The following is a 17,857-nucleotide window of genomic DNA, read 5'->3' on the forward strand; positions in this document are numbered from 1 at the left end:
GAAAAATTGATTTCTGTCAGTAAAGGCTCCGAATATGGAGTCTTTTTGATCTTGTTATCGAGTGTAAAGTATCTTTTATATAAATTTTCAGGAAATCAAGATCTCCTTGTTGGAATACCAGAATTTAAACAAAATGTTCATAATCCCTCCCTTATAAATAAGATGCTTACTATACAAGCGCAATATATTCCCGAGATTTCATTCAAAGAATGGTTAAATATAATTAAAGAGAACGTTATGGAGCTTGATAAAAATCATAAAAGTCAAAAAGATTTATTTTTGTCAAAAGAAATATTCAACACGGTTGTTGTATTGAAAAACATTCATAATAAAGAGTGTTTAGTAGATTTACAGATAAATTCAATTTTTATATTTAATATTGTTGAAGAGAAAGTAGACTTGCATTTTCATTGCGACTCTATTTTATTTAGTATACCTGAAATGAAAACAATTATTTTAGAGCTTTTTAATTTTTTAAATAGGGTATTAAATGCTCCTGATACTAGTTTAGTAGAAATAAACTCATTAATTGAAGAACAACAAAGTAACCTATCCATGCTTTTCGATATTGAGTTTCATATTTCTGAAAATAATCAAAATAAAGAAATACTTATTGAATTGTGGGAGGAAGTATTAGGGTTAAATTCGATTTCTAGTGAAGATAGTTTTTTTAATTTGGGTGGACATTCTCTCTTAGCTATAACTTTGTTATCAAAGATACAAAAGATATTTAATGTGGAAATTTTACTTTTAGATATGTTTAGAAATCCTACAATTAATGGATTGTGGGGATATATTCAAGGATCAGAAATAAGCCTGTTTACCTCAATCGAACCTATACCCGAGCAAGCGTTTTATCCGGTTTCCTCGGCGCAGAAGCGGTTGTTTATTCTGGATCAAATTGAAGGGACCCAGACGAGCTACAATATGCCAGGGGTCCTGGCGATGAAAGGCCACTTGGATCGGGCGCGATTGATAGCGGCGTTTGAAGCGTTGATACAAAGGCACGAATCGTTGCGTACCTCGTTTGAATGGAGGGAAGGGGAACCGATTCAGCGTGTCCATCCGCATGTGGAATTTCGCATGGACGTCAGGGAAGCAGAAGAAGGACAAATAGAAGCGATTGTGAAAGCTTTCATCCGCTCCTTTGACCTCAGCCAAGCGCCATTATTGCGGGTAGAGCTGCTGCAATTGGATGCCGAGCGTCATATCCTGCTCTACGACATGCATCATATTATTTCCGATGGGATGTCCATGAGTGTCATCATCCGAGAATTTGCAGCGCTTTATGCAGGGGAAGAGCTGCCGGCATTGCGTATACAGTACAAGGACTACGCGGCCTGGCAGCATGCCTTATTCTTGGGCGAAGGGATGAAGCAGCAGGAAGCATATTGGCTCACAACATTTGCGGGAGAGCTTCCCATACTGAACCTGCCCACGGATTACCCAAGACCGCCTATCCAAAGCTTTGAGGGGAACCGCGTCGACTTTACGATCGGAAAAGAAGAGAAGGAGCGCTTGTACCGCCTTATGGCAGAAACGGGAACAACGCTGTATATGGTATTGCTGGCCGTCTATTCGGTGCTTCTATCGAAGTATTCCGGTCAAGAAGACATCATAGTGGGATCGCCTATTGCAGGTCGATCGCATGCCGACTTGGAGCCGATGATAGGCATGTTCGTCAATACGCTTCCGATGCGAAACCAGGCGGAGGGGCACAAAACATTTGAGGCGTTTCTGCAAGAGGTGAAGGAGAATGCCTTGCAGGCGTATGCAAACCAAGACTACCCATTTGAAGAAATGGTGGAGAAGCTGGCGCTGCGCCGGGATATGAGCCGAAATCCCTTGTTTGATACCCTGTTTGTGTTGCAGAATACAGATCGGGCAGACATCCAATTAGAAAATATCACATTAAATACTTATGAATTTGAAAACGATGTCACGAAATTTGATCTAACGTTGAGAGCAGTGGAGGAAGTGGAAGGAATCCGTTGCCAGCTGGAATTCAGCAGTAAATTGTTCGAAAATAAAACAATCGAACGATTTACTGGACACTTCTTACATATTCTTGAGCAAGTAGTGAATAACCAGAACCTGTTGCTGTCTCAATTAACATTGCTGACAGAACAAGAGAAAAAACAAATTTTAACGGAATTTAATTCAGCCAAGTCGAGCTATCCTCAGGAGAAAACGATTCACCAGGTGTTTGAGGAACAGGTAGAGCGATCGCCCCATTATGTAGCGGTGGTATTCGGAGAGCAGCAGCTGACGTACCAAGAGCTCAATGAACGTGCAAACCAGCTCGCCCGAGTGATAAGAGCAAAAGGGGTTCAAGCAGACAGCATCGTGGGCATTATGGTGGATCGTTCCATTGAAATGATTGTAGGCATCCTGGGCATTCTTAAAGCTGGCGGGGCGTATTTGCCGATTGATCCGGAATATCCACAAGAGCGGATTGCCTTTATGCTGGAAGACAGTGGCAGCGACATCTTATTAACCGCAGGTTGGATAAGAGCAAGCTTAAACCATTTTCCAGGTGAAATTTTGGATATCGATGACCCACAGCTATATCAGGAAGATCGAGCCAATCTAGAACCTAACAACCAGTCGGGAGATTTGGCCTATGTTATGTATACCTCTGGTTCAAGCGGAAAACCAAAGGGAGTCATGGTTGAAAACCGAAGCGTACTGCGATTAGTCCAAAATACAAATTATATGACCTTTAGCGAGGGACACCGCATCTTGCAAACGGGTGCAATGGTTTTTGATGCGTCCACATTCGAAATATGGGGAGCCTTATTAAATGGGCTGCAGTTAGTTTTGGCTTCGAAAGAGAGTTTACTTCATCCGCTTAAACTGCAAAAACTCATAACGGATTACGAAATCTCCATGATGTGGTTGACATCCTCCTTGTTCAATCAACTTTCTCAGACGAATCCAGCTATATTCCATGGCTTAACCCATTTAATTGTAGGCGGGGAAGCCTTGTCCCCCCGTCATATCGGGTCTGTTAGGAAAGAGTGTCCGGCCTTACAGATAATTAACGGATATGGCCCCACTGAAAATACGACCTTTTCAACCTATTTCCCCATCGATCAAGATGCGTATGAGAACATTCCAATTGGTCGTCCCATCAGCAATAGCAAGGTGTATATTGTGAATGCAATGATGGAACTGCAACCCATTGGAATAGCCGGAGAACTCTGTGTAGCCGGTGCAGGCTTGGCCAGAGGCTACCTCAACCGCCCAGAATTGACAGCAGAGAAATTTATTCCGAATCCCTTTATACCAGGTGAGCGGTTATATAAAACAGGCGATTTGGCGAGATGGCTGCCGGATGGAAATATAGCCTATTTGGGGCGGATCGACCAGCAAGTGAAGATTCGTGGGTATCGGATTGAATTGGGTGAAGTGGAAGCGGCGTTGAATACATACGCATCTATCGTGGAAACTTTCGTTACCATTCGGGAAGAGGATGAAGGCAATAAGTTTGTATGTGCTTATTTCGTTGCGAACAAACCATTGCATACGAAAGAATTGAGGAGTCATCTATCTGCAGCCTTACCCAACTATATGATCCCCTCCTACTTTATTCAAATCGAGCGGATGCCTTTGACGACGAATGGGAAACGGGATGTTAAGGCATTACCGGCACCGGAAGCCGTTATGGATTCCGGAATTGGCTATGAACCCCCGAGAAATTCACTGGAAGCCGCCTTGGTAAACATTTGGCAGGGGGTATTGGGTGTCCAACGAATGGGGATTGCAGATGACTTTTTTGAACAGGGCGGACATTCCTTAAAAGCCACAACCCTCATCTCGCGCATCCATAAGGAAATGAACGTGGAGGTACCGTTAAAGGAAGTGTTCCTACGGCCGACCGTGAAAGCGATGGGAGCCTATATCCTGGGGTTGAAAACCAGCGCATATGCCGCAATTGAACCGATACCCGCGCAAGCGTTTTATCCGGTTTCCTCGGCGCAGAAGCGGTTGTTTATCCTGGATCAAATTGAAGGGACACAGACGAGCTACAATATGCCAGGGGTCCTGGCGATGGAGGGTCACTTGGATCGGGCGCGATTGATAGCAGCGTTTGAAGCGTTGATTCAAAGGCACGAATCGCTGCGTACCTCGTTTGAATGGAGGGAAGGGGAACCGATTCAGCGTGTCCATCCGCATGTGGAATTTCGCATGGACGTCAGGGAAGCAGAAGAAGGGCAAATGGAAGCGATTGTGAAAGCTTTCATCCGCTCCTTTGACCTCAGCCAAGCGCCATTATTGCGGGTAGGGCTGCTGCAATTGGATGCCGAGCGTCATATCCTGCTCTACGACATGCATCATATTATTTCCGATGGGATGTCCATGAGTGTCATCATCCGAGAATTCGCAGCGCTTTATGCAGGGAAAGAGCTGCCGGCATTGCGCATACAGTACAAGGACTATGCGGCCTGGCAGCATGCTTTATTCTTGGGTGAAGGGATGAAGCAGCAGGAAGCGTATTGGCTCACAACATTTGCGGGAGAGCTTCCCATACTGAACCTGCCCACGGATTATCCAAGACCGCCTATCCAAAGCTTTGAGGGGAACCGCGTCGACTTTACGATCGGAAAAGAAGAGAAGGAACGCTTGTACCGCCTTATGGCAGAAACGGGAACAACGCTGTATATGGTATTGCTGGCCGTCTATTCGGTGCTTCTATCGAAGTATTCCGGTCAAGAAGACATCATAGTGGGATCGCCTATTGCAGGTCGATCGCATGCCGACTTGGAGCCGATGATAGGCATGTTCGTCAATACGCTTCCGATGCGAAACCAGGCGGAGGGGCACAAAACATTTGAGGCGTTTCTGCAAGAGGTGAAGGAGAATGCCTTGCAGGCGTATGCAAACCAAGACTACCCATTTGAAGAAATGGTGGAGAAGCTGGCGCTGCGCCGGGATATGAGCCGAAATCCCGTGTTTGATACTCTGTTTGTGTTGCAGAATACAGATCGGGCAGACATCCAAATAGAAAACATTACATTAAGTCCATATGAATTCGAAAACAAGGCCACGAAATTCGATCTGACGCTGAGTGTGGCGGAAGAAGCGGAAGAAATCCACTGCCAGCTGGAATATAGCAGCCGTTTGTTCAAAAAGGATACGATAGAGCGGTTGACCGGGCATTTTAGGCATATGCTTGAGGAAGTGTCCGAAAATCGAATTCAGCCGCTATCGCAATTAGCGCTGCTCACCCAGCAAGAGAGAGAGCAAATTTTAACAGAGTTCAATGCTGCCCAAACGAGTTTTCCAAGAAATATGACTATTCATCAGGCTTTCGAAAATCAAGTAAACAAAACTCCGGATAGTATTGCGATAGTATATAAAGAACAGCAGTTGACCTACCAAGAGCTCAATGAGCGTGCGAACCAACTCGCCTACCTGTTAAGAGCAAAAGGCGTCCAAGCGGACAGTATCGTGGGCCTAGTGGTTGAACGTTCGCTCGAGATGATTGTCGGGATCCTGGGAATCTTGAAAGCAGGCGGGGCGTATTTGCCGATTGACCCGGACTATCCACAAGAACGGATTGCGTTTATGCTGGCAGACAGTGGAGCGAAGGTTGTAGTCGCCCCGCAGCCCTTGATGAATCGGATTGCTTATGCCGGAGCGTGTATCGATATAGCTGACCCAACTGTATGGAAGGGAAGAAGCGATAACCTTCCTTCACTTACCCGTCCCGATGATCTGGCGTATATTATCTACACCTCGGGAACAACAGGTAAACCCAAGGGAGTGATGATTGAGCATCGCAACGTCATTCGTCTGCTATACAATGACCAAATGCCATTTGACTTCAAGGCGAATGATGTATGGACACTCTTCCATTCCTTCTGTTTCGATTTTTCGGTTTGGGAAATGTACGGGGCTTTGTTGTACGGGGGGACTTTAATTGTAGTGGCTAAGGAAGTTGCCCAGGATCCGAAGCAATTTGTGCAGCTGCTGAAAAAGGAACAGGTTACGATCTTGAATCAAACGCCAACGGCCTTCTACAGTTTAATGCAGGAGGCGTTAGCCACGGCTAACAAGGAGCTCAACGTCCGCAACCTCATATTCGGCGGCGAAGCACTGAGTGTGGCGAAGCTAAGGGGCTGGAGAGAGAGGTACCCGGAAACCAAGCTGATTAATATGTACGGCATCACGGAAACGACCGTACATGTCACGTATAAGGAAATAACCGACCGTGAAATGGAAGCCAACTTGAAGGATATCGGGAAAGCTATTCCCACATTAACGACGTACATTCTGAATCATACGGGCAATCTCATGCCCATTGGGGTGGCCGGGGAACTGTTTGTGGGCGGAGAAGGCGTAGCTCGAGGCTATCTGAACCGTACGGAGCTGACGGCGGAGAAATTTGTAGCGAATCCATTCGAACCGGGGAAGCGGATGTACCGGACAGGCGATTTGGCGAAGTGGCTGCCGGATGGCAACCTCGAATATGTGGGACGCATCGATCATCAGGTTAAGATACGCGGACATCGCATTGAGCTGGGAGAAATTGAATACCGGCTGGAGCTTCACGTGCTTATTCGAGAGAGTGTGGTCCTGGCGAAGGAAGACGAAGACGGACAGCTGTATCTGTGCGCCTATCTAGTGGGAGATCAGGCGCTGACTGTAGCTGCCCTGAGGAACTATCTGTCACAGGAGCTGCCGGACTATATGATTCCAACGCACTTTGTACAGCTGGAGAAAATGCCAGTAACCGCTAACGGCAAACTCGATAAGCAATCGCTACCTGAACCGACGCCTGATACAGACAATCTTTTTTATGAAGCACCCCAAAATGAAGTGGAGCAGCGGCTGGCGGCTCTCTGGCAGAACCTGCTTGGGGTCGTACAAATAGGCGTTCGGGACAGTTTTTTTGATCTGGGCGGTCATTCGATCAAAGCGGTTACTTTAGTATCCAGAATACATAAAGAGTTTAACGTGGAGGTACCGTTAAAGGAAGTGTTCCTACGGCCGACTGTGAAAGCGATGGGAGCCTATATCCTGGGGTTGAAAACCAGCGCATATGCCGCAATAGAACCGATACCCGCGCAAGCGTTTTATCCGGTTTCCTCGGCGCAGAAGCGACTGTTTATCCTGGATCAAATTGAAGGGACACAGACGAGCTACAATATGCCAGGGGTCCTGGCGATGGAGGGTCACTTGGATCGGGCGCGATTGATAGCGGCGTTTGAAGCGTTGATTCAAAGGCACGAATCGCTGCGTACCTCGTTTGAATGGAAGGAAGGGGAACCGATTCAGCGTGTCCATCCGCATGTGGAATTTCACATGGATGTCAGGGAAGCAGAAGAGGGGCAAACGGAAGGGATGGTGAAAGACTTCATCCGCTCCTTTGACCTCAGCCAAGCGCCATTATTGCGGGTAGGGCTGCTGCAATTGGATGCCGAGCGTCATATCCTGCTCTACGACATGCATCATATTATTTCCGATGGGATGTCCATGAGTGTCATCATCCGAGAATTCGCAGCGCTTTATGCAGGGAAAGAGCTGCCGGCATTGCGCATACAGTACAAGGATTATGCGGCCTGGCAGCATGCTTTATTCTTGGGTGAAGGGATGAAGCAGCAGGAAGCGTATTGGCTCACAACATTTGCGGGAGAGCTTCCCATACTGAACCTGCCCACGGATTATCCAAGACCGCCTATCCAAAGCTTTGAGGGGAACCGCGTCGACTTTACGATCGGAAAAGAAGAGAAGGAACGCTTGTACCGCCTTATGGCAGAAACGGGAACAACGCTGTATATGGTATTGCTGGCCGTCTATTCGGTGCTTTTATCGAAGTATTCCGGTCAAGAAGACATCATAGTGGGATCGCCTATTGCAGGTCGATCGCATGCCGACTTGGAGCCGATGATAGGCATGTTCGTCAATACGCTTCCGATGCGAAACCAGGCGGAGGGGCACAAAACATTTGAGGCGTTTCTGCAAGAGGTGAAGGAGAATGCCTTGCAGGCGTATGCAAACCAAGACTACCCATTTGAAGAATTGGTGGAGAAGCTGGCGCTGCGCCGGGATATGAGCCGAAATCCCTTGTTTGATACCCTGTTTGTGTTGCAGAATACAGATCGGACAGACATCCAAATGGAAAACATCACATTAAGTCCATATGAATTCGAAAACAAGGCCACGAAATTTGATCTGACGCTGAGTGTGGCGGAAGAAGCGGAAGTAATCCACTTCCAGCTGGAATATAGCAGCCGTTTGTTCAAAATGGATACGATAGAGCGGTTGACCGGGCATTTTAGGCATATGCTTGAGGAAGTGTCCGAAAATCGAATTCAGCCGCTATCGCAATTAGCGCTGCTTACCCAGCAAGAGAGAGAGCAAATTTTAACAGAGTTCAATGCTGCCGAGGCAGGCTACCCGCAGGAGAAGACGATTCAGCAGGTGTTTGAGGAGCAGGCAGAGCGTTCGCCAAATCATGTAGCGGTGGTATTCGGGGAGCAGCAGTTGACATACCAAGAGCTCAATGAGCGTGCGAACCAACTCGCCTACCTGTTAAGAGCAAAAGGCGTCCAAGCGGACAGTATCGTAGGCCTAGTGGTTGAACGTTCGCTCGAGATGATTGTCGGGATCCTGGGAATCTTGAAAGCAGGCGGGGCGTATTTGCCGATTGACCCGGACTATCCACAAGAACGGATTGCGTTTATGTTGGCGGACAGCGGAGCGAAGGTTGTAGTCGCCCCTCAGCCCTTGATGAATCGGATTGCTTATACTGGAGAGTGTATCGATGTTGCGGACCCAACCATATGGAAGGGAAGAAGCGATAACCTTCCTTCACTTACCTGTCCCGATGATCTGGCGTATATTATCTACACCTCGGGAACAACAGGTAAACCCAAGGGAGTGATGATTGAGCATCGCAACGTCATTCGTCTGTTATTCAATGACCAAATGCCATTTGACTTCAAGGCGAATGATGTATGGACACTCTTCCATTCCTTCTGTTTCGATTTTTCAGTTTGGGAAATGTACGGGGCTTTGTTGTACGGGGGGACTTTAATTATAGTGGCTAAGGAAGTTGCCCAGGATCCGAAGCAATTTGTGCAGCTGCTCAAAAAGGAACAGGTTACAATCTTGAATCAAACGCCAACGGCCTTCTACAGTTTAATGCAGGAGGCGTTAGCCACGGCTAACAAGGAGCTCAACGTCCGCAACCTCATATTCGGCGGCGAAGCACTGAGTGTGGCGAAACTAAGGGGCTGGAGAGAGAGATACCCGGAAACCAAGCTGATTAATATGTACGGCATCACGGAAACGACCGTCCATGTCACGTATAAGGAAATAACCGACCGTGAAATGGAAGCTAACTTGAAGGATATCGGGAAAGCCATTCCCACATTAACGACGTACATTCTGAATCATACGGGCAACCTTATGCCCATTGGGGTGGCCGGGGAACTGTTTGTAGGCGGAGAAGGCGTAGCCCGAGGCTATCTGAACCGTCCGGAGCTGACGGCGGAGAAATTTGTAGCGAATCCATTCGAACCGGGGAAACGGATGTACCGGACAGGCGATCTGGCGAAGTGGCTGCCGGATGGCAACCTCGAATATGTGGGACGCATCGATCATCAGGTCAAGATACGCGGACATCGCATCGAGCTGGGAGAAATTGAATACCGGCTGGAGCTTCACGCGCTTATTCGAGAGAGTGTGGTCCTGGCGAAGGAAGACGAAGACGGACAGCTGTATCTGTGCGCCTACCTAGTGGGAGATCAGGCGCTGACTGTAGCTGCCCTGAGGAACTATCTGTCACAGGAGCTGCCGGATTATATGATTCCAACGCACTTTGTACAGCTCGAGAAAATGCCAGTAACCGCTAACGGCAAACTCGATAAGCAATCGCTACCTGAACCGAGTGGGTATAGGGTCACAGGGACTTTATTCGAAGAGCCGCAGAACGAATTTGAACGACAATTGGCTGAAATTTGGCAAGACGTGTTGGGCGTTGACCCAATAGGTGTGCTCGATCCTTTTTTTGATTTAGGCGGCGATTCTATAAAAAGCATCCGGCTTGTGAGCGCTATCAATAAAAGGTTTGAATGGAATATCCAAATCAGAGAGTTATATCAGTATCCGACGATTAGGTTCTTGGCGGCGTTCATGCAGCAGCGTACGGAGCAGGCGGTTGATCATGAACAGCAGCATGCCGTAGAAATAGAATTAATCAGGTTAAAGCAAGATATACTGGAGAACCCGTCATACAAGTCAAAATTGCCGTTGGATATGGAGGATCTGTATCCGATGAGCGATATTGCACAAGGAATGATTTTTCATAGCTTACGGTTCCCAGAAGAAGCGATGTACCATGATCAATTTGTTTATCAGGTCAAGGATCCGACCTTTTCAACCGAAACGCTTAACCAAGCATTGTCCTTTATGGTAGCCAAACACCCCATATTAAGGACAAGCTTTCATGTGGAAGAATATGGCCAGCCCATTCAAATCGTTCACTATGCGGGAAAAGCCGTGATCGATGAACTAAATCTTTCCCATTTAAAACCGGATGAACAAGAAAGCGAAATTACCATGTTTTTGTCGGAGGATCGGAAACAGCCTTTTAGGCTGCATGCTGCCCCTCTATGGAGAATGAAGCTAATTCCACTAAACGCGGACCATGTGTGCATATGCTGGATTTTTCATCATGCCATATTGGATGGCTGGAGCGTGGCCTCCTTCATGACAGAACTGGTCAATGTATATTTCAGAATGAAAGCGGGGGAAAGGGTGGAGGTCGTCCCCTTAAAGAGCAGCTACAGAGAATTTATTGCCGAACAAATGGTGATAAAAAATAAACCGGAGATGATTCAATATTGGAAAGAGGAACTGAAGGACTATAAACGCTTAGAACTGCCCGTGTACGCAAAGGAAAATAATAAAGGAAGTATGGTTACCTTTCCCCTGGAGCTTGATTTTATTAAGGCATTGAGGAAAGTGGCACAGCAGTGCGATACATCGCTAAAAACCCTCTGTTTTACAGCGTATTTGTACACGATACATATGATTTCATATGGAAATGATTTGGTTGTAGGATCGGTAGAGAACAGTAGACCGGTCTGCGAAGACGGGGAGAAAATATTAGGCTGCCATCTAAATACGGTTCCATTTCGAATGGTAATCGGAGCAGAAATGTCGTGGCATGATTTAATAAAAAAAGTACAAGCCAAACAGGTGGAGCTCAAGTTATTTGGCCGTCTCTCTTTATTTGAAATTGTAAAGGGCATTGGAGAGAGTGCCCATGACGGGAATCCCATATTGGATACTTTGTTTAACTATGTGGATTTCCATATATACAATCAGGTTGAAAGAAAAGAGATTGCCGAGAATTTGTTGGTTGTAGACGGTTACGAGAAAACGAATACGCTGCTGGATTTCACCGTATCTACCACGCTAAACCAAGGCAGTATTGTCTTAAAAACGGTCATGGAAGAAAAAATGGCCAATCAATTAATGCAGTACTATACCCGTATTTTACAGATATTTGTTAGTGGAACGATTACCCAGCCCATTAATAAAACAAGTATTCTTTCAAGTGAGGAAAGCAAACAATTGCTCGTGGATTTCAATACAACGGAAGCCACCTATCCTCAGGAGAAAACGATTCACCAGGTGTTTGAGGAACAGGTAGAGCGTTCACCCCATCATGTAGCGGTGGTATTCGGAGAGCAGCAGCTGACGTACCAAGAGCTCAATGAACGTGCAAACCAGCTCGCCAGAGTGATAAGAGCAAAAGGGGTTCAAGCAGACAGCATCGTGGGCATTATGGTGGATCGTTCCATTGAAATGATTGTAGGCATCCTGGGCATTCTTAAAGCTGGCGGGGCGTATTTGCCGATTGATCCGGAATATCCACAAGAGCGGATTGCCTTTATGCTGGAAGACAGTGGCAGCGACATCTTATTAACCGCAGGTTGGATAAGAGCAAGCTTAAGCCATTTTCCAGGTGAAATTTTGGATATCGATGACCCACAGCTATATCAGGAAGATCGAGCCAATCTAGAACCTAACAACCAGTCGGGAGATTTGGCCTATGTTATGTATACCTCTGGTTCAAGCGGAAAACCAAAGGGAGTCATGGTTGAAAACCGAAGCGTACTGCGATTAGTCCAAAATACAAATTATATGACCTTTAGCGAGGGACACCGCATCTTGCAAACGGGTGCAATGGTTTTTGATGCGTCCACATTCGAAATATGGGGAGCCTTATTAAATGGGCTGCAGTTAGTTTTGGCTTCGAAAGAGAGTTTACTTCATCCGCTTAAACTGCAAAAACTCATAACGGATTACGAAATCTCCATGATGTGGTTGACATCCTCCTTGTTCAATCAACTTTCTCAGACGAATCCAGCTATATTCCATGGCTTAACCCATTTAATTGTAGGCGGGGAAGCCTTGTCCCCCCATCATATCGGGTCTGTTAGGAAAGAGTGTCCGGCCTTACAGATAATTAACGGATATGGCCCCACTGAAAATACGACCTTTTCAACCTATTTCCCCATCGATCAAGATGCGTATGAGAACATTCCAATTGGTCGTCCCATTAGCAATAGCAAGGTGTATATTGTGAATGCAATGATGGAACTGCAACCCATTGGAATAGTCGGAGAACTCTGTGTAGCCGGTGCAGGCTTGGCCAGAGGCTACCTCAACCGCCCAGAATTGACAGCAGAGAAATTTATTCCGAATCCCTTTATACCAGGTGAGCGGTTATATAAAACAGGCGATTTGGCGAGATGGCTGCCGGATGGAAATATAGCCTATTTGGGGCGGATCGACCAGCAAGTGAAGATTCGTGGGTATCGGATTGAATTGGGTGAAGTGGAAGCGGCGTTGAATACATACGCATCTATCGTGGAAACATTCGTTACCATTCGGGAAGAGGATGAAGGCAATAAGTTTGTATGTGCTTATTTCGTTGCGAACAAACCATTGCATACGAAAGAATTGAGGAGTCATCTATCTGCAGCCTTACCCAACTATATGATCCCCTCCTACTTTATTCAAATCGAGCGGATGCCTTTGACGACGAATGGGAAACGGGATGTTAAGGCATTACCGGCACCGGAAGCCGTTATGGATTCCGGAATTGGCTATGAACCCCCGAGAAATTCACTGGAAGCCGCCTTGGTAAACATTTGGCAGGGGGTATTGGGTGTCCAACGAATGGGGATTGCAGATGACTTTTTTGAACAGGGCGGACATTCCTTAAAAGCCACAACCCTCATCTCGCGCATCCATAAGGAAATGAACGTAGAGGTACCGTTAAAGGAAGTGTTCCTACGACCGACCGTGAAAGCGATGGGAGCCTATATCCTGGGGTTGAAAACCAGCGCATATGCCGCAATAGAACCGATACCCGCGCAAGCGTTTTATCCGGTTTCCTCGGCGCAGAAGCGGTTGTTTATCCTGGATCAAATTGAAGGGACACAGACGAGCTACAATATGCCAGGGGTCCTGGCGATGGAGGGCCACTTGGATCGGGCGCGATTGATAGCAGCGTTTGAAGCGTTGATTCAAAGGCACGAATCGCTGCGTACCTCGTTTGAATGGAAGGAAGGGGAACCGATTCAGCGTGTCCATCCGCATGTGGAATTTCGCATGGACGTCAGGGAAGCAGAAGAAGGACAAATAGAAGCGATTGTGAAAGAGTTCATCCGCTCCTTTGATCTCAGCCAAGCGCCATTATTGCGGGTAGGGCTGCTGCAATTGGATGCCGAGCGTCATATCCTGCTCTACGACATGCATCATATTATTTCCGACGGGATGTCCATGAGTGTCATCATCCGAGAATTTGCAGCGCTTTATGCAGGGAAAGAGCTGCCGGCATTGCGCATACAGTACAAGGACTATGCAGCCTGGCAGCATGCTTTATTCTTGGGTGAAGGGATGAAGCAGCAGGAAGCGTATTGGCTCACAACATTTGCGGGAGAGCTTCCCATACTGAACCTGCCCACGGATTATCCAAGACCGCCTATCCAAAGCTTTGAGGGGAACCGCGTCGACTTTACGATCGGAAAAGAAGAGAAGGAACGCTTGTACCGTCTTATGGCAGAAACGGGAACAACGCTGTATATGGTATTGCTGGCCGTCTATTCGGTGCTTCTATCGAAGTATTCCGGTCAAGAAGACATCATAGTGGGATCGCCTATTGCAGGTCGATCGCATGCCGACTTGGAGCCGATGATAGGCATGTTCGTCAATACGCTTCCGATGCGAAACCAGGCGGAGGGGCACAAAACATTTGAGGCGTTTCTGCAAGAGGTGAAGGAGAATGCCTTGCAGGCGTATGCAAACCAAGATTACCCATTTGAAGAATTGGTGGAGAAGCTGGCGCTGCGCCGGGATATGAGCCGAAATCCCTTGTTTGATACCCTGTTTGTGTTGCAGAATACAGATCGGACAGACATCCAAATGGAAAACATCACATTAAGTCCATATGAATTCGAAAACAAGGCCACGAAATTTGATCTGACGCTGAGTGTGGCGGAAGAAGCGGAAGTAATCCACTTCCAGCTGGAATATAGCAGCCGTTTGTTCAAAATGGATACGATAGAGCGGTTGACCGGGCATTTTAGGCATATGCTTGAGGAAGTGTCCGAAAATCGAATTCAGCCGCTATCGCAATTAGCGCTGCTTACCCAGCAAGAGAGAGAGCAAATTTTAACAGAGTTCAATGCTGCCGAGGCAGGCTACCCGCAGGAGAAGACGATTCAGCAGGTGTTTGAGGAGCAGGCAGAGCGTTCGCCAAATCATGTAGCGGTGGTATTCGGGGAGCAGCAGTTGACATACCAAGAGCTCAATGAGCGTGCGAACCAACTCGCCTACCTGTTAAGAGCAAAAGGCGTCCAAGCGGACAGTATCGTAGGCCTAGTGGTTGAACGTTCGCTCGAGATGATTGTCGGGATCCTGGGAATCTTGAAAGCAGGCGGGGCGTATTTGCCGATTGACCCGGACTATCCACAAGAACGGATTGCGTTTATGTTGGCGGACAGCGGAGCGAAGGTTGTAGTCGCCCCTCAGCCCTTGATGAATCGGATTGCTTATACTGGAGAGTGTATCGATGTTGCGGACCCAACCATATGGAAGGCAAGAAGCGATAACCTTCCTTCACTTACCTGTCCCGATGATCTGGCGTATATTATCTACACCTCGGGAACAACAGGTAAACCCAAGGGAGTGATGATTGAGCATCGCAACGTCATTCGTCTGTTATTCAATGACCAAATGCCATTTGACTTCAAGGCGAATGATGTATGGACACTCTTCCATTCCTTCTGTTTCGATTTTTCGGTTTGGGAAATGTACGGGGCTTTGTTGTACGGGGGGACTTTAATTGTAGTGGCTAAGGAAGTTGCCCAGGATCCGAAGCAATTTGTGCAGCTGCTCAAAAAGGAACAGGTTACAATCTTGAATCAAACGCCAACGGCCTTCTACAGTTTAATGCAGGAGGCGTTAGCCACGGCTAACAAGGAGCTCAACGTCCGCAACCTCATATTCGGCGGTGAAGCACTGAGTGTGGCGAAACTAAGGGGCTGGAGAGAGAGATACCCGGAAACCAAGCTGATTAATATGTACGGCATCACGGAAACGACCGTACATGTCACGTATAAGGAAATAACCGACCGTGAAATGGAAGCTAACTTGAAGGATATCGGGAAAGCCATTCCCACATTAACGACGTACATTCTGAATCATACGGGCAACCTCATGCCCATTGGGGTGGCCGGGGAACTGTTTGTAGGCGGAGAAGGCGTAGCCCGAGGCTATCTGAACCGTCCGGAGCTGACGGCGGAGAAATTTGTAGCGAATCCATTCGAACCGGGGAAACGGATGTACCGGACAGGCGATTTGGCGAAGTGGCTGCCGGATGGCAACCTCGAATATGTGGGACGCATCGATCATCAGGTTAAGATACGCGGACATCGCATTGAGCTGGGAGAAATTGAATACCGGCTGGAGCTTCACGTGCTTATTCGAGAGAGTGTGGTCCTGGCGAAGGAAGACGAAGACGGACAGCTGTATCTGTGCGCCTATCTAGTGGGAGATCAGGCGCTGACTGTAGCTGCCCTGAGGAACTATCTGTCACAGGAGCTGCCGGACTATATGATTCCAACGCACTTTGTACAGCTGGAGAAAATGCCAGTAACCGCTAACGGCAAACTCGATAAGCAATCGCTACCTGAACCGATGCCTGATACAGACAATCTTTTTTATGAAGCACCCCAAAATGAAGTGGAGCAGCGGCTGGCAGCTCTCTGGCAGAACCTGCTTGGGGTCGTACAAATAGGCGTTCGGGACAGTTTTTTTGATCTGGGTGGTCATTCGATCAAAGCGGTTACTTTAGTATCCAGAATACATAAAGAGTTTAACGTGGAGGTACCGTTAAAGGAAGTGTTCCTACGGCCGACCGTGAAAGCGATGGGAGCCTATATCCTGGGGTTGAAAACCAGCGCATATGCCGCAATTGAACCGATACCCGCGCAAGCGTTTTATCCGGTTTCCTCGGCGCAGAAGCGGCTGTTTATCCTGGATCAAATTGAAGGGACACAGACGAGCTACAATATGCCAGGGGTCCTGGCGATGGAGGGTCACTTGGATCGGGCGCGATTGATAGCTGCGTTTGAAGCGTTGATTCAAAGGCACGAATCGCTGCGTACCTCGTTTGAATGGAGGGAAGGGGAACCGATTCAGCGTGTCCATCCGCATGTGGAATTTCGCATGGACGTCAGGGAAGCAGAAGAGGGGCAAACGGAAGCGATTGTGAAAGCTTTCATCCGCTCCTTTGACCTCAGCCAAGCGCCATTATTGCGGGTAGGGCTGCTGCAATTGGATGCCGAGCGTCATATCCTGCTCTACGACATGCATCATATTATTTCCGATGGGATGTCCATGAGTGTCATCATCCGAGAATTCGCAGCGCTTTATGCAGGGAAAGAGCTGCCGGCATTGCGCATACAGTACAAGGATTATGCGGCCTGGCAGCATGCTTTATTCTTGGGTGAAGGGATGAAGCAGCAGGAAGCGTATTGGCTCACAACATTTGCGGGAGAGCTTCCCATACTGAACCTGCCCACGGATTATCCAAGACCGCCTATCCAAAGCTTTGAGGGGAACCGCGTCGACTTTACGATCGGAAAAGAAGAGAAGGAACGCTTGTACCGCCTTATGGCAGAAACGGGAACAACGCTGTATATGGTATTGCTGGCCGTCTATTCGGTGCTTTTATCGAAGTATTCCGGTCAAGAAGACATCATAGTGGGATCGCCTATTGCAGGTCGATCGCATGCCGACTTGGAGCCGATGATAGGCATGTTCGTCAATACGCTTCCGATGCGAAACCAGGCGGAGGGGCACAAAACATTTGAGGCGTTTCTGCAAGAGGTGAAGGAGAATGCCTTGCAGGCGTATGCAAACCAAGACTACCCATTTGAAGAATTGGTGGAGAAGCTGGCACTGCGCCGGGACATGAGCCGAAATCCTTTGTTTGATACCCTATTTGTATTGCAGAATACAGATCGGTCAGACATCCAAATGGAAAACATCACATTAAGTCCATATGAATTCGAAAACAAGGCCACGAAATTTGATCTGACGCTGAGTGTGGCGGAAGAAGCGGAAGAAATCCACTGCCAGTTGGAATACAGCAATAAAATGTTTGAAATACAAACAATTGAGCGATTAATAAGTAGCTTTGCTACATTATTAAACATAGTAATCTTTAATAAAACTATAAAATTAAATAATATTGAACTGGAAAATGAACTTAAATCCCTTAATAAAGTACATGTAGAGCATATTGCCTTTAATTTTTGAT

General features: G+C 47.3%; 1 protein-coding gene. It reads left to right on the plus strand.

From position 1 onward, the window contains the following. Positions 1 to 162: 162 nt before the first annotated feature. Positions 163 to 17,856, plus strand: coding sequence for a non-ribosomal peptide synthetase (locus EHS13_RS15255; protein WP_227013950.1), 17,694 nt, complete (start codon positions 163 to 165; stop codon positions 17,854 to 17,856). The last annotated feature ends 1 nt before the right edge of the window (position 17,857 follow it).

It is taken from the genome of Paenibacillus psychroresistens (genome assembly GCF_009728935.1).
Taxonomy (GTDB): domain Bacteria; phylum Bacillota; class Bacilli; order Paenibacillales; family NBRC-103111; genus Paenibacillus_AC; species Paenibacillus_AC psychroresistens.

Bases quoted from the DNA above. Each gene is read 5' to 3' on its own strand.
- EHS13_RS15255 (WP_227013950.1), top strand. From the start codon at position 163: ATGCTTACTATACAAGCGCAATATATTCCCGAGATTTCATTCAAAGAA.